Genomic DNA, 19,008 nt, shown 5'->3' with positions numbered 1-19,008 from the left:
GTCCATCATTTACGGTGTTGGTTTTCTCGATCGTTCCGCTTCGCGTATCGCCACGCGCCGAGGCCGACACCGAGTACACCAACGACGGGGCCAAAACCGGGAACTGGATCGTCATCGGAATCGCCGGAGTCAGTGTCATCCCCGTCTTCATCAGTCGCCTCGACATCATCGTTCCCATCGGTCGGTTCGTCGCCACTGCTGTCATCGGTTCCTTCGGGCGGTTCGGTCAGCGAGGGCGGTGACGCCTGCTCGCCCCGTTCATCCGGGAACGTGTAGAGCGCACCCGTAGGTGCCAGTTCGAAGCCACCGTCGCTCTCAGCACTGCTGCCCACGAAGAACTCGCCGGGGAGACCCGACTGGGCAGTCCAGAACACCGCCTCGTCGGGTTCGCGCCACCACGCGATCTCCTCGGGGTTTTCGGGATCCTCCACGTTGTGAATCTTGACGCCACCGAAGTACCACGAGGAGTAGAGGCGCCCGTCCACGATATCGAAGTTGTGCGCGGTTGTAAACTGCCCTTCCTGCGTGTTGTCATAGGCTTCCGGTGCAGGGATATGGGACAGATGTTCGGGATCGGTTGGGTCCTCGATATCCCAGAGGTCGATCCCCCCGGGACCGCCGACCAGCTCCCCGTCGCCGTCTTCGGTCTCCCAGGCCTCCTTGCCGACACCGAGCAGGGTGCCGGTCTCGTCCACCTGCGCGTAGTGCGCGTTTCCGGGCGGGGCAAGCGGTTCCCAGAGGGCGCGTTCGTCATCCATCGCTTCGAGTTCCTCGCGCGTGTAGTCGCCGAAGTGGTTGACGTACTCCGGATCGCCCGGATCGCTCACGTCGAGGATCCAGAGTCCGGCGTCCCAGTACGATACATACGCGAGGTCGTTCTGCACGTAGACGTCGTGGATCGGATAGAGACGCTGGTTGACCCCGCTCCAGTCGTCGTCGTGCTGGAGCAGTGACCATCGAGTGAGCTCGGTTAGCTCGTCGTCCGCAGTGTCGACTATCGCGAGTGGATGTCCATCGTCGCCGTGCTGTGTGAGGTAGATGATCCCGTCCTCGAAGAAGGTATTGTGGACCGGATAGCCGGGTTCGTACAGATCGATGCCGACCGGGTCGGCGGGGTCGCTCACGTCGTACAGCATCACCGTCGGCGTCAAAGACGTCGGGTTGGCTGGTCCGGCAACGACAAGCCTGTCGCCATCGGGCCAGAGATCCCAGATGGCGTCGATGGGTCCGTCCTCAGGTATCCCGCGTTCTTCGGCGAGCATCTCTGGCTCCGCGGGATCGGAAAGGTCGACCGTGACGAAGCCGTCAGTCGCCGCGACGTAGGCGACCTCACCATCGACGACCGCGGCGTCTTTTGCTCCCGGAATCTCGACGCTTCCGAGCGGTTCGTAGCCGTTGTCGTCGTCCTGTGCGGCGACACGTCCAACGGTCGTTCCGGCGAGAATACCCGCACCGGTACGGAGGAGGGTTCGGCGGCGCATACATACCGTCGGTCCGAGAAGAAAATAAAGCCCCCGGTCAGTGGAGCTTCGTCCGGTCGCCGGTGCCGCGGGTCATCGCGCTTGCGAGTGCGCCCTTGACGACGACCTCGTCGCCGAGCGTAGTCAACTGGACGTCCGGGACGTTCGTGAACACCATTTCCGGGAGTTCCTTTTTGAGCGGCCCCAGGACGAGTTCTTCGTTGTTGAGCGCGACTGCTCCGCCGACGTAGATGACGAGTGGCGCGTACGCGTGGATGATGTTGGCAACGCCCATCGCGTTCCAGTGGGCGACCTGATCGATGACGTGATCGGCGAGTGGGTCCTCGCCAGCGAGGTTGAACACGTCTACCGCTGAGAAGTCAGGGTCCTCGACGGGCAGGGAGGTCTCGATCGGATCTTCCTGATGGATCCACTTCGCGTATTCTGGGATATTGTTGCCAGAGCAGTACGCCTCCCAGTGGCCGTCTTTCCCACAGCCACAGGTAAGTTCCCCCTGTGGATCGACGACCATATGACCGACCTCGCCCGCGTTGCCATCCCAACCGCCCAGGACGTTCCCGTCGACACAGACACCCGCACCGATCCCGCTGGAAATCGTCAGGTAGGCCATATCGTCCGGGTTGCGATCGCTGTAGAACCGTTCGCCGATAACGCCCGCGTTCGTATCGTTATGCAGATAGACCTCGTCGCTGTCGATCAGGTTCCTGATCGGACCAGTCAGTGGGATCCGATCGATCGTATTCGGGAGGTTCGCCGGATCCATCACGGCTCCCTCGGCGAGATCGAGCGGACCGATCGAGCCGATTCCGGCAGCAGTGATCGATTCCGGGTCGACGTTCGCGTTCGCGCAGGCCTGCCGGAGCACGCCGAGAACGGCCTCGGTGACCGCGATTCCGGTCGGGCCGCGGGGGGTCCCCTGCTCGTGTGAGCCGACGATGGTCCCATCGCCGTCAGCGACGACAGCCCGGACGTTGGTCGCGCCCAGGTCGACGCCCGCGTAATGCACCATGTATCCCAAAAACGAGTGCGGTCGTACTTAATTACTCAGTTTCGTGCGCGCTGTGGTCATCGTCGACACGACCGGTTACTGCTCGCGGACAAAGGTGACCGGACATGGCGAGTTGAGCATGACGTGCTGGGCAGTACTGCCGAACACCGCCTTGCCGGTCGGGGACCGCTTGCGGCCACCGACGATAACGCGGTCCGCGTCCGTCTCCGTCGCGAGGTCGACGATCGTCTCGCCGTGTGCGCCGACTGCGCCGCGGATTTCGTAGTCGATATCGTGCTCACCCAGGACGTCACGCAGCGAGCGGATCGTTGCGTGGCGCTGGGCGGTGTCGTCCGGCGATACCTGCGAGAGTTCGGTGTCGAACTCGAGCTGGTCGAGGACGTCCTGATACTCGTCGTCGGTGAAGACGTGTGCGAGGTAGACTGTCGCATCCGCGGGTTTGGCGACTTCGACTGCTGCTTCGGCGATCTCTTCGGCTCGGTCAGCGTCACCGGGTCCGACTGCGACGAGAACTGACTTGAGAGTCATACTCCCCAGTTCACAACGACCCGTGTTAAATATACTGGCGTGGACCAATCCAGCCGAAAGACCGTGTTCTTTGACGCTGGAGGGCCTGTTTGGACTATGATCGATCCCGAACTCGATGGACGGACGGTCCTGGTAACCGGAAGCGCGCGTGGCGTCGGGCGCGAACTGCTTTTGGCGGCCGCCGAGCGCGGCGCGAAGACGGCAGTTCACTACAACACGAGCGACGCCGCCGCCGTCGAGGTAGCCGACCGCGCCGCCGAACTGGGTGCGGCCGATACTACGGTAGTACAGGGCGATGTCACTGATCCCGAGGCGGTGGACGACCTGTTCGAGGCCGTCGAAGCCGACCTCGGAGATGTCGACGTGCTGGTCAACAACGTCGGCGCGTTCGCGCCTGTCCACTGGTCCGAGATGGACTTTGACACCTGGCAAGGGATCTTTGCCACGAACGTCCACGCGACCTATCTGTGCTCGCGGCGCGCGCTCCCGTCTATGCGCGACAAGGAGTATGGGCGAATCGTCAACGTCGGCTACGCCTCCAGCGAGAAGGGGCTGATCAACCCCAAGAACGCGCCGTACTTCATGGCGAAGGCGGGCGTCCTGATGTTCACCCGAATGCTCGCGGCCGACACCGCCGATGACGGGATCACAGTCAACGCCATCTCGCCGTACGTCGTCGAGAACTCCGCCGAGTTCCCCGAGGAACTGCCGCGAGGCCGTCCCGCCGCGTTCGAGGACATGACACAGGCGATGCTCTTTTTCCTCGACGAGGACAGCGACTACATCAGCGGGGAGAACATCGAGGTGGATGGAGGATGGCTGCCCGAGGACGTGTAGCGCGGGAACCACGGTAGGCTGAGGCCTGAGCTATCGATGTGAGTCCGGATCGTCGTGCCGATACGACTATCAGGCCAACACCCATACGACCGGGCATGACCAGCGATTCGCAGGCCGAGGCCGGGACCGCCGAGGGACAGGGCCCCGTCGAGATCGACGAGGAGATGGCCCGCCATCTGGAGAACAAGCGCGACGAGCTGTTCGAGAAGCTCGATATCCGCGACGGCTTCTCCGAGGAAATTCTTGAAGAGGCCCGCGAACGCACAGAGGGCGTCGAGCAACAGATCGCCGACGAGGTCGACGAGCGTGAGGACCTGCGGGACATGACGACGTGGACGATCGACCCGATCGACGCACAGGACTTCGACGACGCGGTCTCGATCGAGGAACGCGAGGACGAGTACGTGCTCTGGGTCCACATCGCCGACGTGACTCACTACGTCAACCCCGACACGAAGATGTGGGACGAAGCGGTCGAGCGTGGGAACACCGTCTATCTCCCGGCATACACCATCCACATGCTGCCGCCGGTGCTCGCCGAGACGGTCTGCTCGCTCGTGCCAAACGAGGATCGCCTCGCCCATACCGTCGAGATGCATCTTGATAAGGAGAACCTCTCCTACGAGTCGATCGAGATCTACAAGTCCGTCATCGAGAGCGACGCCCGCCTGACCTACGGCGAAGCAGAGACGATGCTCGATGAACCCGAGACGGCCGACGACCTGCTCGAAGACCCCGAGGTCGACCTCGCCGAGAAATGTCACATGGTCTGGGAACTGGCCGACCGGATGCACGAACAGCGCAAGGAGGACGGTTCGCTCGTCCTGAATCCCGCACGGGACCGTGCGCACACGATCATCGAGGAGTGCATGCTGAAAGCGAACAAGGCCGTTACCCACCAGCTGATGTGGGACCGCGGCGTCGAGGCGATGTACCGGGTCCACCCACAGCCCAGCCCCGACGAGTGGGACAAGGCCCTTCAGGAGATCCAGGACCTCGACGGCGTCTCGATCCCCGCTGGTTCGTGGGACGACCCGCGCAAGGCGGTCAACGCCACACTGGAGGAAGCGCCGGGCCGCCAGCTCGACAAGATCCAGTGGGCCGTCATGAAGGTGATGCCCCGCGCGAAGTACATGAACGACCCGTTCGGCGGTCACCACGCCCTGAACTTCGAGATCTACGGCCACTTCACGAGCCCGATCCGCCGACTCAGCGACCTGATCAACCACTGGATCGTCTACACGAACGACGTCCCCGAGGATCTGGCCGCGCTCTGTGACCACGCCTCGGACCAGCAGAAAGACGCCGAACAGTGCGAGCGTGAGTACAAGGACTTCCTGCAGGAGGTCGGCCTCGATCCCGCCGCGGTGAACAATCGCGGGATCGAAGTGGTCGACGAAGAATAGCGGCCCCAACAGTCTACCGTTTCTCGGCGTATCTTACCGCTCGCCCAGCCACGCGTCCGTAATCCGAATCCCTCCACGAGTTCCCTCCCACTCCGTCTCGTACTCCAGTTCGATCGGTCGCTCCATATGCGGCCCATCAGTAACGAGTGTCTCGAACTCGCCTCCCTCACCCAGAATGTGGACGCCGTACTCGTCGTGAAGCCTTTCGAGTTCGTCCAGTGCGTCGGCGTCGAGTTGCCGCCCGAGCCACGATTCGTCGAGGCCAGCTGCGGCAACCTGCACGATCCGGATCTCGAATCCGGCCGCGAGCATCTCGTCGGCGAGCGTGCGCGGGTCGCGTTGCCAGAGCGGGGCAAAGAGTTCGATACCGAGGCGCTCGGCCATCGATTCGATCCGACTGGTCTGAAATTCGCTTTCGACCGCACCCGCGGTGACGCCCGCAATACCGCCATCCAGCTCGGCGTCTAGCTCGGCCAGCGCGGCCTCCAGAGGTTTGACCTCGCGGTCGCCCTGCTCGCCCGAATCTGCCGCCCCCTCCGCACCCAGATCCCCGGGGTGGACGTCCACGAGCGGGATCCCGACGCTCTCGGCGGCAAGCGTCGCCAGATCGGTCGCCGGAACGTGATACATATACGAATCTTCCCCGGGGTGGACGGTCAGTAGTCGTCCCACAGGAAGATCGCGGTCGAGTGCCTGATACAGCGCCCACGAGGAGTCTTTCCCGCCGGAGTAGAGACTCACCCAGTGCCCGTCAGTAGGGTCGTCAGTCATACGCACACTTCTCGGCCGGACGGCAAAGGCCCGTCGAAGAGATCACACATCCGTCTCCGCTACCTCTGCCTCCTCGACGCTTGACCCGGAGAAGTACATCGCGACGCGAACGCCGAGCACGCTTATCAACACGCCCAACAGGACGAACACGCCCAGGCGGTTTCCGACGCCTAGCGTGAACCCCTCGACAGAAACCACTCCCAGCGAGACATCGGGGACCTCGAACGAACTGATCTGCCCACCTCGTTCGAGGAAGTACGCCGAGAAGCCACGAATGATCAATCCGATCCCGACCACGACAAAGGGAAGGTTAAGAAACGAGGGGCGGAGCTGTTCGTCCTGAATGATCTCATCGAGCAGACGGCCCGTGCTGGCCGCCAGCGCGGCCATCGCCAGCCACGGCACGCTCGCGTAGGCGAACATCATCGACTGGATGAACGCGCTTTCGGGATCTGAAAGATCCGACACGCCGAGCGCACCGGCGAACACACCCACGAGTGTCAGTCCCGCGGCGACGACATAGGTGACGACGGAAACCTGACCGGAGTACAGTGAATCCCTCGCCTGTCGTGCGACTCTGGTGAGATATTCGTCGACGCCAAACCCTTTGTACAACAGGAACGCCCCGATCACGGCCGTGATCGTCGCCAGCGCGATTGCGGAGCCAGCCCAGATCGAGAGCGCAGGAAACACGATTAGCGCGATCCCGATGGGAACCAGGGTCGTCTGTCGGAGCTCCTCGTCGGCCAGGAACTGCTTGAGCAGGTAGTACGTCGACTCGATATCCCTGGCCTGTCGCACGACCACGCGATCGACGGAGTCGACGCGGAGACGGCTTTCGACAACCGGGACGAGTCGCTCGTCTTCGGCACTGTCGATGACGACGATCGCCGAGTCGACATTGTACTCGTCGATCAGATCGTCGAGTTGGCGTGCGACCGTGCGATCGGCGCTCACCATCGAATCGCTCGCCCCCGAGACGACCGCGACGACGGCATCATCGTCACCGTCGCGCAGATCGCGGGCGACCCGTAGCGACTCCAGCAAACTGTTCACCGAGGAGTCCTCCGGATCGGCAAGCCCCATGTCGATCACGAGCGACTGGACGGCCTCCCAGCCCGCGACCGGCGTCGAGAGCCCGGTTTTGCGCCCGACGTCGTCAGTTCGGTCTACGCAGACGACCAGCGTTGTCACTGTGTTTGCATCGTGTCGGGGGGAAATAAAAACTCCTACGACCGTTTGCAGAACATCGAGGAGAAAGCCCACGACTTCAGTCGTGGGAGGATGTCAACGCAGCTGGATGTCGACCTCGCCGTCGTCGCCGACGACGCTTGCGACCCCCGCCCCGAACGAGTATGCGACCGACGCTGCACCGCCCCGGAGCCTGGCCTGCAGCCCGCGATCGGGCTCGAACTCCCGGACATCGATCGAATCGCCTTCGATCCGTTCGATGAGCGCGTCCTTGACGTCCTCGGCCGTTCCAAGTTCGTCGACCAGTCCGAGCTCGATGGCGTCCTCGCCGAGGTAGATCCGTGCTTCCGTGTCCCTGATCGTCTCTTCATCCAGATCGCGTCCCGCCGCGACGCGCTCGACGAAGTTGCCGTACAGGTCGTCGATCAGGTTCTGGAGGTACTCGCGTTCGTCCTCTTCGAGTTCCTTGAGCGGGATTCCGGCGTCCTTGTACTCTCCTGCCGCGAGCCGCTCGTAGGAGATTCCGACCTTGTCAGCCAGTTCACTGGCGTTCACGCGGGAGCCGATCACGCCGATGCTGCCGACGATGCTCATATCTCGCGCCCACAGTTCGTCACAGCCGCTGGCGATCCAGTAGCCCCCGCTCGCGCAAGTGTCCTGTGCGTACGCGATCGTGGGCCCATCGAACTCCTCGGCCGCGAGCCGGATGTCGTCGCTCGGGACCACCTCGCCGCCGGGCGTGTTCAGCCGTATCATCAACGCTTCGACGTTCTCGTCGGCGTCGGCCTGTTCGATCTGTTCGACGATGTCGTCTGCTGGGGTCGAGCCGGGTTGCGTGGGAAGCGGTCCGCCGCCACCGTCGCGCGTGATCGGCCCCTCGACGGCGACCTCGGCGACGTTGTAACCCGGGAAGAGCGATTCGACGGCGTTGCCTGCGAGTTTAACACCCACGCCCACGACGAGCAGCGCGAGCACGATCCCGAGGAGCTCTGCCGTCGACTCCGGTATCTCGACGAACAGTCCGTAGCCGATCACGGCGGCGATTGCTGCGCCGAGCAGTATGATCCCGATCTGTGCCAGTCCCCGAAGCGGGTTATCCACTGGCGACACCTCCTGTCATACACCGGTGTAGGTGGGCGGGTGGTGATAAAACCTCAATACTCGGACGAGCCAGCGGCTCGCCGGTCGTGAAAACGTAGAGAGAATCAGCAGATACCGACTACAGCCGACCCGCCTTCTGCAGCTTCATCAGGTCCTCGGTTTCGAGGGTTTCGCCGTCTTTGAACCGCTCGTAGATCTCTTCTGCTTCCTGCTCGACTTCTTCCTTTTCTTTCTCGCGCTCGGACTTGCGTTCTTTTTCTTCCTCTTTGTCGAGCTCGCGTAGGCGCTTCTGGACGCGGACGAAGTCCTCGTGGTGCTGGTCGGCGGCCTCTTGGGCCTCGACGAACAGCTCGTGCATCTCGTCGGCCTCGTCACGGATGTCGTCGGCCTCGCGATAGGCCTCGATCATCTGGTTGTGGTGTTCCTGGGCCTTGTCGGCGAGTTCGGTGACCTTCTGGTGGTGCTGGGAGGCTTCTGAGCGGACTTCTTCGGCCTTTTCGACGAGCTCGTCGAGCTCCTCGTTCTGGTTGAGCTTGTCCTTGCGCTCGTTGTACTCCTCGCGTTTGGCCTCGATCTTCTCGATCAGCTCGCGCTCGTCCTCGGTGCTTAAAACCTCGGTCTGCTGTTTGAATTCGAGCTCTTCGATCTCCGCTTCGAGCTCTTCGAGGTCCTTGCCCTCGTCGAGCTCCATGTCCGACTTCATCTTCTCGACTTTGTCGAACAGCTCGTTCGCCTCGGCGTTGAGCTCATTGCGGCTCTCCTTGTGCTCTTGCACCTGCTCGTTGAGCTCGTCACGTTTTTCGCGGTGTTCCTGTGCTTCGTCGACCTTTTCGCGTGTCTTCGCGTTGAGCTCGTCGCGTTTCGAGGCGCGGTCGGATGCAAGCTGGTTCAGCTCGTTTCGTCGGTCGCGTAGCTGACCGGCGATTTTGATGAGCTGTCCTTTAGAATTGTTTTCGAGCTGTTCTTCGGTTAGTTCGACGTTGTCGGATTCGTCGAGTTCTTGTGCGTCTACCATGTGTTGTTCAAACCTCTGTGCCATACCCGCACCGGTGGATAGTGATCGCTCGGACAAACTGTGACTGGTCGGTGATAAGCAGTTCCTGTCATGTTGGTCTGCGAGCGATACTACCCGAACGCCGGTGACGTTCTGGTAACTACTACTACTGGGGCTTTCAATTTAAAAGTATCGGTGATTATCAGGGTGAAAATAGCTAGCACGGGCCCTGAGACGCCGTGTTAGGAGTTACCAAGACATCCGGATTGTATATAAATGATCATCGGTGTCTGGAGCGATACACCGCCCCAGCGATCGCTATCGTTCAAGGGAGTCGGTACTGGTTCCGAACTGTTTGTCCATCAGTTGATAGCTCCAGAACCAGCTTTTCAGCGTCGTCGTCGACCTTCGCACCGCCGACGGACACGCGCGAAAGGGGTTCGGCGTCGAGATTGATGACTCCTGACCGACTACCGGACTTCCAATCGATGGTACCTGACACGCGCTCGTGGGTATCGTTGATTACAGTTACCCCAACTGCACCCGGTGTCAGCGGGTCGGTGACGACAGCCTGCACAGGTTCGTATGCCGCTTTGATCGGATCGAAACTCCGCTTCTCGATACCGTTCGCGTCGATGACACCCATACCGCCACCCGGCCTGACATCCTGCAGAGTGAACGCGGCAAGCACGTCGGTATGCTCCAGCCGGAGCCATTCAGCAACGTGCTTGAGAGTCCGTCCTTGCTCGTGCTGGGTGCCGATCGGCGTATCGTCGAGGTGATCGAAGGCGGGATGAGTCCCTAGTGCTCCCTCCCTACCCTCGGTCAACGAACCGGCTCCGAACTCCGTGACGACATCGCCGAGTCCGGGATACCTGCCGGTGAGCCACTCGATGTCCGCTGCGGTACCGTACTCCCAGCCGGGGTACAGATGTGATGCGTCGGGATCGGTCCCGGGCGATCCCATAACGGGGAAGACCGGTCGGTCGGTCTCGATGCCGTCCGCAAGGGCGTCGACAGCGGTGCGGTCGAACGCCGTTCTCCAGGCGCGCCAGCGAAGGCGCATCCGGGCGAGACGGCCCGACCCGAGCGGTGTCTCGAACGGCGATCTGGGGTCGTCGTGGACGCCGTACGCCGCAACGCTCGGGCGTGATTCACACCGATCGACGAGCGCGGCGCTGATTTCGATTCCCCGCTCGGGGTTGTACTCGACCGGGCCGGTCAGCGGAACGTCCTGCCAGACGAGCAGCCCTGCCTCGTCACAGGCGTCGTAGAACTTCGGTGGGGGGACGTGTGCGTGTGTCCGCAACAGATTCGCGTTCGCTTCTACCGCACGAGTGACCGTCTCTTCAGGCCCCACCCCCGGTAGAATGTTGAACCCACGAGCCGGTATCGGTCGCCCGTTAACCACTAGCCCGTCGTCGCCGTAACTGATCGTACTGAAGCCCGTCGTCGCAATTTGCTCTTGCTCTCCCAGTTTGGCGTGGACTGCGTACCGGTGCTGGGGCCCGAACCCCCGCGGCCACCACAGCCGTGGATCCCTGACCTCGATCCGGCGCTCGACGACGACGCGCTCTCCGGCCGCTGCCACGACGCGGGCGCGTTCCATCGTACCTCCACCGCGGAACCCCTTTGGCCGAATCGAGAGTGTCACCCGGTCGTCGATCGGTTCGGCGGCGTCGACGGTGATCGCGGCCTGGATCGAACCACCGTCGTCTTCCAGTTCGGGTGTCACTGATAGATCAGTGATCGTGACGGGACCGTGTGGCTCTACGGACGCCTCCCACCAGATCCCCGGCACGCAACGCTCTGCGGGGAGCAAGTCCGTCTCGTAGATTCCGCCGAACGCGTCAGCCGGACGCCGACACTCGACGATGAGTTCGTTCTCCGGCTCCGGATCGAACGTGGTCCGCCACGGCGTGAAGTACGACTCGTGTGTACCGAGGAAGGTGCCATTTAGCCAGATCCGCGCATGGCCGTACAGACCGGCGAGTTCGAGCGTGGCACGAGTTTCCTCGTCGCCGCAGGGATCGGGAAAGTCCGTCCTGTACGCTACCGTATCGGTTCCGGACAGCGCGGCTGGACGGCCCGGAACCGCCACCGGCTGTGGGTTCTCCATGGTCGGTGGCTCCTGCTCGTCGTTCGGTTCGACCGCGGCACCCAGCCACTGACCCAGCATTGTTACCAGCCAGTGTCCGGCACTGAAATAGGTCTTGCCCTCCATCGGGCTGGCTTCACTTTCACTTTCACTCCGGGGACGGCACAGTTTAACTACCATCGAGTGAGCAGTTCGTGATATGCTCGAACAGCTAACCTGTGCGTGCGAGGCCGACGGCTGTGACACCGCGCTCGGCGAGGAGCACCTGATGCTCTCGATGCGAACTGACGGCGGCACGCGCCGCGCCTACGAGTGCGACTGCGGCGCGGTGACGGTTACCGTCGTGCAGGAGTAGTCACCACCCGAAAAGGACGCCCTCAAGAGGCCCCTCGGGCTACCGGGTCTATGGAAGAACGGATCTCCGCACACGGCCACAAACACGTCAGCGCGGACCACGCCAGTACGTTCGAGGTAACCACTGACGACTTTCTTACCCCCGCAGGCGACTGTATTCTCGCAATCGAGGCCGACCGAGCGCCTGCTGATTTCGACCCGGAGTTCGTCGATGCCTGTCAGGACGCCGAGGCGACGATCACGGCGACGGTCGAGGTCGGCGGGATGAGCCAATCAGTCACCGGCAGCGGCCATCCCGATCTCTCCTTCGAGAGCGACCGTAGCGCCGTCGTCCGCGCGAGCGACCACGTCGACGATCGGACAGTGACAGTGAACGCCGATCACGGAGCGATCGGTATCGACGACGAAATCGTCGACGCGCTTGCTGCGGGGACGGAGCTAACGCTGACGCTTGAAGTCGAATAACTCCTACGGACTGACCGGACGACGACTACAGGTTTATGTCCGATTGGGCGGCCACAGCCGCCATGCCCCAGTAGAGCGCCGCGACGCCGGGCGAGGCGGGTGTGTGACGACCCGCGTCGCGGAACAAGTGTCACCTGTTCGCAATCTAGCAGCGTCCCTATCGAGAGCAGTTACAGACTGGTCGGCTCGTCGATGAACGTCGTTTCCAGGCCCCACTCCTCGGCGAGCGATTGCAGGTTCCGGACGCCGAACGTCTCTGTTGCGTAGTGGCCTGCGAGGACCAGGTTGATTCCAAGCTCGCGCGCGAGATGGTAGGCGTGCTGCTTCCCCTCGCCAGTCACCAGCACGTCGGTACCGGTGTCCGCGGCGTCTTCGAGCCAGTCGACGCCGCTACCGGTAACGATCGCTACGTCCTCTACCTCCTCTGGGCCAAACGCGAACGTCTGAACGTCACGCTCTCCGGTGTCAAGCGATTCGTTCAGCGTCTCGGCGATCCCCTCGATAGTCTGGGCCTCGGTCCGCCGTCCACGCTGGCCGATGTACTCCCCACCAACTGTCCCGAACGGTTCACGATCCGTCAACGCCAGTAGATCGGCGAGCCCTGCGGCGTTACCCAGCTCCTGCTGCCCGTCGAGGGGGAGATGCGAGACGTAGAGCGCGAGATCGTTCTCGATCAGCGCCTCCATCCGGTCGTAGTCCGGACCGGTGACGTGCTCGATGCCCCCGAAAACGACGCCATGGTGGGTCACCAGTACGTCTGCTCCTGCATCGGCGGCGCGCTCGATCGTCGCGACACCCGCGTCGACCGCGACGGCGACGTGGTCGATCGGCGCTTCTTCGGGACCGACCTGCAAGCCATTCGCGCTCGCGTCGATGTCGGCGTACGCGTCGGTATCGAGACGTTCGTCGTACTGGTCGACGAGTTCGGAGAGTTGCATGACTATCAGTTGGGACAGCGGGAGAAAGGGCGTTGCGGTCTCCTACTGGGTCGCGTGGGCAAATACGAACTCCCGGAGGAGCTTCGCGCCAAGTGTCGCTGCCTGCCCGTCGTCGCGGTCATTCACCTCGACGACATCGAAGCCGACCGAGTGCGGGGCGACAGCGCGAACCACCTCGCGCATCTCACGGCTGGTCAGGCCAAAGGGCTCGAGCGTACCGGTCCCCGGCGCGTACGCCGGATCGGCGGCGTCGATGTCGACGCTCAGATAGACATCCTCCCGGGCGAGTGACTTCGGGGGCGTCCACCCTGCAACGTCCTCAGGCGGGACGACGGTCACATCTTCCTCTCCGGCCCGCTCCCACTCGGCTTCGCTCCCCGTTCGTGCGCCGAGGATAATCGCCTCGTCGGCGACATCAAGGGCGTGCTGGGCGACCGTCGAGTGGCTCAATTCGTTTCCGTCGTAGGCCTCTCGTAGATCCAGGTGAGCGTCCAGACAGACGAATACGTCCGGGTCGAGGGCTCGTACCGCCGCGATTGTGATCGTATGTTCGCCCCCGAGGAGGAGCGGGACGGCGTCGTCCCACTCCACGTCGGTCACGACGCCTTCGAGGTAGTCGAGGTATTCCGCGGCGTCGTCCCAGGCGTGGACGTCCCCGTGATCGTGGACGTCGAGCGAAGAAAAGTGAGAGTCGGCGTGAGGATCGTAGTCGTCGAAGGTCCGGGCGAACTGCCGGAGTCGGTCCGGACCGAATCGGGTGCCGGGCTGGAACGTCGTGGAGACGTCAAGCGGTGCGCCGACGATAACGTAGTCAGCGGACTCCCGTTCAGCGACGGCACCGGGGAACATCTACGATTCGATGATTTTGCGCTGGTCTTCCATCTCGAGGTATTCGATCTCGTCGTCCGGCGAGAGGCTGACGTCACCGGGCGTTTTGATCGTGATCGTCTCGTAGGTTTCTAGATCCATCACCTGTGCGACGTCCGCACTCTCGACGCTGACGACCTGTCCCTGTTTCCGGTTGATGATCGGGACCCAGATCTTCGCGTCCACAGGCTGGGAGAGACTGCGCTTCTGGCCATCGAACACGCCTTTCCCCTCGATACGGGCCTTGGCGCTGCCGTGTTTGCCTGGCTTGGCCGTGCTGTAGGCAGTGATCTTGCACGGTTCGTCGTCCATCATTAGGTAGTTACCTTCCTGCAGATCGCGGACTTCTTTCTGCTCTTTCGCCATACCGCCTGATTACCAACCGAACGGTATAAACGGTTTGGAAACGCGGAGCGCGGTGTTTCGAGCCGGTACCGTTGAGATACCTTGCACTGATAGGGTCGCCGCTGCCGGGTCGCTGAAGTCCCTCGACACCGTATTCGTGTGCAATGACGGAGGATCCGGAACCGACGGAGAATATCAGTGGCGGTCCTGCCGGCGGTGGTAACGCAATGTCGTTCGATCCCGGCGAGGCGGCTACCCGTGCCGAACGCGTGGTCGACCGGCTAGGCGAGCGCTACTGGCAGAAAGCCTACGGGGGCCGCGACGGTTTCGAATGTCTCGTCCGGACGATCCTCAGCCAGAACACGAGCGACAAGGCGAGCCAGCCCGCTCACGACGCGTTGATGGAGCGATACGACGTCAACGGGGCCGACCTTGCGAAGACGCTTGCGGCGGCCGAACGAGCGGAGCTCGCCGAAACGATCAGCGGGGCGGGGCTGTACAACCAGAAATCGCGCGTGATTCAGGACGTCGCCGAACTCGTCGTCGAGGAGTACGGTTCGACGGACGTCTTCGACGCGTTCGTCCGCGAGGAGCCTCCGGCCGATGTACGCGAGGTGCTACTGGAGATGCGTGGCGTCGGCCCGAAGACGGCCGACTGTGTGCTCCTCTTCGCGGGTGGCCGTGACGGCGTCTTTCCCGTCGACACGCACGTCCACAGGATCTACCGGCGCATGGGAATCGCACCCGCCGACGCGGACCACGAGGAGGTCCGAACGGTACTGGAGCGGGACGTCCCGGCCGAGAAGTGTGGGTTCGGCCACACTGCGACGATCCAGTTCGGCCGAGAGTACTGTTCGGCACGCAAGCCTGCCTGTCTGGACGACCCCGACGCCTGCCCGATGGCGGATCTCTGTGAGCAGATCGGCGTCTATCCGGAGAGCGGCGAGGTTGTCGATCCAAGCGAGGCGCGGTGATCGCGGCCCAGCCAGTGTACCAACACCCATGGATGGTACCTGGGTACGGCATAGTTGGACTGTAGTACCACACTACAGTTCTCGAAGTATATCGCTTCAAAAAAAAAAAGTAATGGGCTGACTCGGCTTCTCCGCCGAGTGGACTCCGAAACTCGTTTACCGATTGCTGACTGACTAATCAGTCAGATGACCGAGACGCAGGACGAGTCGAACACTGCTTCGGACTCGCGCACCGAGATCATGGACGCGACGTATCGTGCGCTGTGCGAGCATGGCCACGCTGATCTCACGATGCAACAGATCGCCGACGAAGCAGGAAAAAGCACCTCTCTGCTCCACTACCACTTCGACACGAAAGAGGAGCTACTGGTGGCCTTCATCGACCACCTTATCACGGAGTTCGAGGCGACGGTCGCGCCCGACGAGGACGAATCGCCGACAGAACGGCTCCGGCAGTTCCTCGACCTGTGGGTTCTGGAGCCGGACGAGACGGACCGGACTGCACTGCATCTCGCCCTGCTGGAACTCCGCTCCCGTGGCCCGTTCAACGAGGCCTATCGTGAACAACTCGCGCGAAGCGACGAACTGCTCCGAACCACCGTGGCGGAGATAGTTCAGGACGGGATCGAGCAGGACGTCTTCAGAGAGGTCGATCCCGAGGGAACTGCGCGGCTGATCGTCGCAACGCTCGATGGTGCGCGGACGCGCCAGATCACCCTCGATGACCCCGAGTACACCCGTGGCGTCCGCGAACAGCTAGAAGAGCAGTTCGTCGAGGGGTTGCTTGTCAGTGGTGAGACCAACGGCCGATAGAAGGTGCGAAGGCGGAAGGGCGGCCATCGGAGGCCAGTCACGTGGCGGAAGCCAGCCGTCCCCCCGCCGCCGCCCGGTGAAGTGGAACACCGGATGACGACCGTGCGTGCTGGACTGCACGCATCCGGGAGTGGCTTCCAGACACACTAAACGGCTTCCCATATACTGACTATACGTCTCATTTTCAGATTTAATACTGGCCGAACGAGCACCTTTCTACCTACCTGTCGGCGAGCAGTGTCGACACTCTGGCGTTTTCCTTCAGTTGGAGTCCACCAGCAGCGACCGATAGTGGAACCATCGAAAGCGTGTCGACGTGTAGCGTTGGATGGAATACACCGCGGGCCCGGAGTTCGTCCCGAACCTGCAAAACTGCACGTTCGTCGATATCCAGACGCTCGTTGTACTCGATCAGATACTGACCGGCGTCGAGACCCCACCACTGGTACTCGTCATCGTCGTTTCGCCAGGTCCGATCGTGCGGGACGAGTTCGGCATCCTCCAGCTCGCCGCCGCCGAAGTCGACCCTGCCCGGCTCTCTGACCTCGAACACCTCCCTGACAGTCAGATCAACTCTGTCGTCGTGTCGCTGTGTCGGTTCGTGAACGATTCCGTCCAGTGCATCGACGAGTTCGCTGAGAGCGGGCATCGTTGGAGGTGTCGGCGCGGTGGCGCAAAAAGTCCCGGTACTGACGATATCAATGTTTACATAGCTTCCTTCTGTGCTCGCCGTATGGACGTTCGAACCGCCTTCTTCGCCCTCCTCGTCGCTGTCCTCGGGATTATCGGGTTCCTGCTGGTCGACCCGTTCCTCCAGTACGTGCTCGCTGCGGGACTGCTCGCGTTCGTGCTCTTCCCGCTCCACAGGAGACTCTCCAGACGGATCGGTCCAAGACCCTCCGCCGCAGTCCTCACTGCGGTGGCGTTCGTGACTGCGATCGTCCCTGTCCTCATTCTCACGCTGATCCTGCTCGACACGACGATCTCGTTTCTCGACGACCTGCAGGGAAGTGATCTCTCGGTCTTTCTGGACTCGGTCCGTGACTTCCTTGTCGAGGATATCGGCGTCGATGCTGAGCACGTCGAAGAGATAGAAGCCGCGGCGATCGAGGAGTTCGAGGACCTGCTGGCCGCCTCGGCGGAGATCCTGCTCACCCAGACGCTCGGCCTGCTGGATACGACGGTCGACGTCGGGTTCGGCGTGTTGATCCTCGCCTTCCTGCTCTACTACCTGCTGGTCGACGGCCCAGATCTGGTCGAGTGGACGCGCGAGGTGACGCCCCTCGACAACGACGTGCAGGACGAACTCTACGACGAGATGTCGGTCGTCACCTGGGCCGTCATCGGTAGCCACCTGCTGGTCGCCGTCGTCGAGGGGATTCTCGGGGGGATCGGTCTCTGGCTCGTCGGCGTCCCCAACGCGGCATTCTGGGCGGTCGTCATGGTCATCGCCTCGATCATGCCCGTAGTCGGCGTCTGGCTGGTCTGGGCTCCGATGGTCGTCTATCTCGTCGTCGTCGGTCAACCGGTCGGCGCTGTCATCCTGCTCGTCTACGGCATCGCGGTCCTCTCGGTGGTCGACAACTACCTCCGCGCGATCTTCGTCGATGCGGGGTCGGGCGTCCACCCCGCCATCGTGCTCGTCGGCGTCCTCGGCGGGATCTACCTGCTCGGCATCATGGGTCTGTTCCTCGGCCCGATTCTGCTCGCGCTCTTCAAGGCGGCCGTGACGGTGTTCGATCGAACCCACGGCGTGTCGAGTCCGTCGAGAGAGGACGCGACGGCTGAGACGGGAGACGATGGGCCACCTGAATCGGGCGGCTCCGGTGCCAGCGGCTAGACTCGTTCTTCGAGAAAGTCCCGCGTCAGTTCGTACACCTCGTCGTACATGTCACCGTGGAACGGCACCGCATGATCGCTCGGTAGCGTCTCGAACTCGACGTCGGCTACTGGTGCGAGCGCCTCGGCAAACTGCTCGGACTGTGCGGGCGGAACGACCCCATCGTCGTTCCCGTGGAGCAAGAGCGTGGGCGACATCGAGTCGTCGACTCGGGCCGCGGGCGAGGCCGCCTCGTAACGGTCGGGGACCTCCTCGAAGGAGCCGCCGAGATACTGGGTATTGATCTCGGAGTCCCCCGATGCGCCGTCTTCGTCGCCAGCCCGGAAGTCGTAGATCCCCGAGTAGCCGACGACCGCGGCGGGCGGAGCGACACCCGCCTCCCCAGCGGTCGCCGCGGCGAGCGCAACCAGATTTGCGCCTGCGGAGTGCCCGATCGCGGCGACACGGTCGGGGTCCGCGCCGTACTGCTTTCCCGACCCACGGACCCACTCGATCGCCGCGCGGACGTCCCTGAGCGCTGCGGGAAACTGGTGTTCGGGCGCGAGTCTGTACTGCGGTTCGACGGCGAGATAGCCGTCGCTCGCGAAGTCGATCGCGTGCCGGGCGAACTCGCCTTTGTCGCCAATGAGGAACCCACCCCCACGGACGAGGAGGGCGACCGGAAGCGACCCCTCACGGTCGGCTGGCTCGTAGACGTCGAGCCGGAGCGTCTCGCCCGCCACGTCCCGGAACGGCACGTCCGTGTGCACGGTGACCGCCGATTCGGCTGTTGCCATGCGCTCCAGTCGACGCACGCCACGAATAAGCCTGCCGGAGAGCGTAGCCACTTGCGACGTTCGAGAGGGCGGCTCGGGAAAGGTCGTCGTCACAAGGGGCTCGGTGGGGGTAACCGTCGTCACTGCCGCCCGTCGGTGGTAGGCCGCGGCGGCGTTTTACGCTTGCGGGTTCGCAGTTCCGAGTCCAGGGACTCTCTTTCGTGCGCTACACACCTTCGCC

Annotated in this window: 20 protein-coding genes; 7 read left to right on the top strand and 13 right to left on the bottom strand. The window is 62.8% G+C overall.

Annotated features, from left to right (window positions below; all coding sequences use genetic code 11):
• Positions 1-5: 5 nt before the first annotated feature.
• The 3 genes from AArcS_RS11725 to AArcS_RS11715 all read right to left on the bottom strand — a co-directional run bounded on the left by AArcS_RS11725 (position 6) and on the right by AArcS_RS11715 (position 3,018).
• Positions 6-1,481 (bottom strand): LVIVD repeat-containing protein, encoded by a 1,476-nt coding sequence (locus tag AArcS_RS11725; protein WP_238477605.1) that lies wholly within the window; start codon positions 1,479-1,481, stop codon positions 6-8.
• A gap of 37 nt (positions 1,482-1,518) precedes the next feature.
• Positions 1,519-2,490 carry an ROK family protein gene (locus AArcS_RS11720; RefSeq protein WP_238477604.1) on the bottom strand — a complete coding sequence of 324 codons (972 nt, stop codon included), beginning with the start codon at positions 2,488-2,490 and terminating at the stop codon, positions 1,519-1,521.
• Positions 2,491-2,565: 75 nt separating this feature from the next.
• Positions 2,566-3,018: a universal stress protein gene (locus AArcS_RS11715; protein WP_238477603.1), complete on the bottom strand. Its 453-nt coding sequence runs from the start codon at positions 3,016-3,018 to the stop codon at positions 2,566-2,568.
• A 96-nt stretch (positions 3,019-3,114) separates the two neighbouring features.
• On the opposite strand from AArcS_RS11715, the gene AArcS_RS11710 reads away from it, so the two are divergent.
• Both AArcS_RS11710 and AArcS_RS11705 read left to right on the top strand, forming a co-directional pair.
• A complete protein-coding gene (locus AArcS_RS11710) occupies positions 3,115-3,855 on the top strand; it encodes an SDR family NAD(P)-dependent oxidoreductase (protein ID WP_238477602.1) in 741 nt (246 codons plus the stop codon).
• 95 nt (positions 3,856-3,950) lie between these two features.
• A complete protein-coding gene (locus AArcS_RS11705; protein WP_238477601.1) occupies positions 3,951-5,261 on the top strand; it encodes an RNB domain-containing ribonuclease in 1,311 nt (436 codons plus the stop codon).
• Positions 5,262-5,294: 33 nt separating this feature from the next.
• Here the strand turns inward: AArcS_RS11705 and AArcS_RS11700 are convergent, their stop codons facing one another.
• From AArcS_RS11700 to AArcS_RS11680, 5 genes are all read right to left on the bottom strand, one after another.
• Complete coding sequence (locus tag AArcS_RS11700; protein ID WP_238477600.1) at positions 5,295-6,032, bottom strand: diphthine--ammonia ligase; 738 nt, start codon at positions 6,030-6,032, stop codon at positions 5,295-5,297.
• A 42-nt stretch (positions 6,033-6,074) separates the two neighbouring features.
• Positions 6,075-7,226 (bottom strand): DUF373 family protein, encoded by a 1,152-nt coding sequence (locus AArcS_RS11695; protein WP_238477599.1) that lies wholly within the window; start codon positions 7,224-7,226, stop codon positions 6,075-6,077.
• 93 nt (positions 7,227-7,319) lie between these two features.
• Positions 7,320-8,324: a signal peptide peptidase SppA gene (gene sppA / locus AArcS_RS11690; protein ID WP_375139608.1), complete on the bottom strand. Its 1,005-nt coding sequence runs from the start codon at positions 8,322-8,324 to the stop codon at positions 7,320-7,322.
• A 118-nt stretch (positions 8,325-8,442) separates the two neighbouring features.
• On the bottom strand, positions 8,443-9,339 hold the full coding sequence (locus AArcS_RS11685) for a coiled-coil protein (RefSeq protein WP_238477597.1): 897 nt from the start codon (positions 9,337-9,339) through the stop codon (positions 8,443-8,445).
• 304 nt (positions 9,340-9,643) lie between these two features.
• The gene (locus AArcS_RS11680; RefSeq protein ID WP_238477596.1) at positions 9,644-11,497 is read right to left on the bottom strand and encodes a glycoside hydrolase family 2 protein; all 1,854 of its coding nucleotides are present in this window, start codon (positions 11,495-11,497) and stop codon (positions 9,644-9,646) included.
• Between the two features lie 118 nt (positions 11,498-11,615).
• Between AArcS_RS11680 and AArcS_RS11675 the strand changes: the two genes are divergently transcribed.
• Positions 11,616-11,771, top strand: a complete 156-nt coding sequence (locus AArcS_RS11675) for a hypothetical protein (protein WP_238477595.1) — start codon at positions 11,616-11,618, stop codon at positions 11,769-11,771.
• A 50-nt stretch (positions 11,772-11,821) separates the two neighbouring features.
• Positions 11,822-12,235 carry a DUF371 domain-containing protein gene (locus AArcS_RS11670; protein WP_238477594.1) on the top strand — a complete coding sequence of 138 codons (414 nt, stop codon included), beginning with the start codon at positions 11,822-11,824 and terminating at the stop codon, positions 12,233-12,235.
• A gap of 170 nt (positions 12,236-12,405) precedes the next feature.
• On the opposite strand, the gene AArcS_RS11665 is transcribed toward AArcS_RS11670, so the two are convergent.
• Genes AArcS_RS11665 through AArcS_RS11655 form a run of 3 tightly spaced genes read right to left on the bottom strand, consistent with a single transcriptional unit; the run spans position 12,406 to position 14,406 of the window.
• Complete coding sequence (locus tag AArcS_RS11665; protein WP_238477593.1) at positions 12,406-13,173, bottom strand: Nif3-like dinuclear metal center hexameric protein; 768 nt, start codon at positions 13,171-13,173, stop codon at positions 12,406-12,408.
• Between the two features lie 42 nt (positions 13,174-13,215).
• Positions 13,216-14,022: an agmatinase gene (gene speB / locus AArcS_RS11660; protein WP_238477592.1), complete on the bottom strand. Its 807-nt coding sequence runs from the start codon at positions 14,020-14,022 to the stop codon at positions 13,216-13,218.
• Positions 14,023-14,406 (bottom strand): translation initiation factor IF-5A, encoded by a 384-nt coding sequence (locus tag AArcS_RS11655; RefSeq protein WP_238477591.1) that lies wholly within the window; start codon positions 14,404-14,406, stop codon positions 14,023-14,025.
• Positions 14,407-14,549: 143 nt separating this feature from the next.
• Between AArcS_RS11655 and AArcS_RS11650 the strand changes: the two genes are divergently transcribed.
• Both AArcS_RS11650 and AArcS_RS11645 read left to right on the top strand, forming a co-directional pair.
• Positions 14,550-15,359, top strand: coding sequence for an endonuclease III domain-containing protein (locus tag AArcS_RS11650; protein ID WP_238477590.1), 810 nt, complete (start codon positions 14,550-14,552; stop codon positions 15,357-15,359).
• A gap of 186 nt (positions 15,360-15,545) precedes the next feature.
• A complete protein-coding gene (locus AArcS_RS11645) occupies positions 15,546-16,172 on the top strand; it encodes a TetR/AcrR family transcriptional regulator (protein WP_238477589.1) in 627 nt (208 codons plus the stop codon).
• 220 nt (positions 16,173-16,392) lie between these two features.
• Here AArcS_RS11645 and AArcS_RS11640 read toward each other — a convergent pair whose 3' ends face one another.
• Positions 16,393-16,821, bottom strand: a complete 429-nt coding sequence (locus AArcS_RS11640; protein WP_238477588.1) for a dCTP deaminase/dUTPase family protein — start codon at positions 16,819-16,821, stop codon at positions 16,393-16,395.
• Between the two features lie 84 nt (positions 16,822-16,905).
• On the opposite strand from AArcS_RS11640, the gene AArcS_RS11635 reads away from it, so the two are divergent.
• Positions 16,906-18,012 carry an AI-2E family transporter gene (locus AArcS_RS11635; protein ID WP_238477587.1) on the top strand — a complete coding sequence of 369 codons (1,107 nt, stop codon included), beginning with the start codon at positions 16,906-16,908 and terminating at the stop codon, positions 18,010-18,012.
• On the opposite strand, the gene AArcS_RS11630 is transcribed toward AArcS_RS11635, so the two are convergent.
• A complete protein-coding gene (locus tag AArcS_RS11630; protein ID WP_238477586.1) occupies positions 18,009-18,788 on the bottom strand; it encodes an alpha/beta hydrolase in 780 nt (259 codons plus the stop codon). The two genes, AArcS_RS11635 and AArcS_RS11630, sit on opposite strands and share 4 nt — an antisense overlap.
• Between the last annotated feature and the right edge of the window lie 220 nt (positions 18,789-19,008).

It is taken from the genome of Natranaeroarchaeum sulfidigenes, from assembly GCF_017094485.1.
Classification (GTDB): Archaea; Halobacteriota; Halobacteria; order Halobacteriales; family Natronoarchaeaceae; genus Natranaeroarchaeum; species Natranaeroarchaeum sulfidigenes.
Note: the sequence above shows the minus strand (reverse complement) of the source record. Positions and strands in the feature narration are given on the sequence as shown.

Coding starts and splice junctions, on each gene's coding strand:
- AArcS_RS11720 (WP_238477604.1), bottom strand. CDS start 2,490: ATGGTGCATTACGCGGGCGTCGACCTGGGCGCGACCAACGTCCGGGCT.
- AArcS_RS11650 (WP_238477590.1), top strand. CDS start 14,550: ATGACGGAGGATCCGGAACCGACGGAGAATATCAGTGGCGGTCCTGCC.
- AArcS_RS11685 (WP_238477597.1), bottom strand. CDS start 9,339: ATGGTAGACGCACAAGAACTCGACGAATCCGACAACGTCGAACTAACC.
- AArcS_RS11705 (WP_238477601.1), top strand. CDS start 3,951: ATGACCAGCGATTCGCAGGCCGAGGCCGGGACCGCCGAGGGACAGGGC.
- AArcS_RS11700 (WP_238477600.1), bottom strand. CDS start 6,032: ATGACTGACGACCCTACTGACGGGCACTGGGTGAGTCTCTACTCCGGC.
- AArcS_RS11665 (WP_238477593.1), bottom strand. CDS start 13,173: ATGCAACTCTCCGAACTCGTCGACCAGTACGACGAACGTCTCGATACC.
- AArcS_RS11680 (WP_238477596.1), bottom strand. CDS start 11,497: ATGCTGGGTCAGTGGCTGGGTGCCGCGGTCGAACCGAACGACGAGCAG.
- AArcS_RS11640 (WP_238477588.1), bottom strand. CDS start 16,821: ATGCCCGCTCTCAGCGAACTCGTCGATGCACTGGACGGAATCGTTCAC.
- AArcS_RS11630 (WP_238477586.1), bottom strand. CDS start 18,788: ATGGCAACAGCCGAATCGGCGGTCACCGTGCACACGGACGTGCCGTTC.
- AArcS_RS11655 (WP_238477591.1), bottom strand. CDS start 14,406: ATGGCGAAAGAGCAGAAAGAAGTCCGCGATCTGCAGGAAGGTAACTAC.
- AArcS_RS11715 (WP_238477603.1), bottom strand. CDS start 3,018: ATGACTCTCAAGTCAGTTCTCGTCGCAGTCGGACCCGGTGACGCTGAC.
- AArcS_RS11635 (WP_238477587.1), top strand. CDS start 16,906: ATGGACGTTCGAACCGCCTTCTTCGCCCTCCTCGTCGCTGTCCTCGGG.
- AArcS_RS11670 (WP_238477594.1), top strand. CDS start 11,822: ATGGAAGAACGGATCTCCGCACACGGCCACAAACACGTCAGCGCGGAC.
- AArcS_RS11645 (WP_238477589.1), top strand. CDS start 15,546: ATGACCGAGACGCAGGACGAGTCGAACACTGCTTCGGACTCGCGCACC.
- AArcS_RS11710 (WP_238477602.1), top strand. CDS start 3,115: ATGATCGATCCCGAACTCGATGGACGGACGGTCCTGGTAACCGGAAGC.
- speB (WP_238477592.1), bottom strand. CDS start 14,022: ATGTTCCCCGGTGCCGTCGCTGAACGGGAGTCCGCTGACTACGTTATC.
- AArcS_RS11725 (WP_238477605.1), bottom strand. CDS start 1,481: ATGCGCCGCCGAACCCTCCTCCGTACCGGTGCGGGTATTCTCGCCGGA.
- AArcS_RS11675 (WP_238477595.1), top strand. CDS start 11,616: ATGCTCGAACAGCTAACCTGTGCGTGCGAGGCCGACGGCTGTGACACC.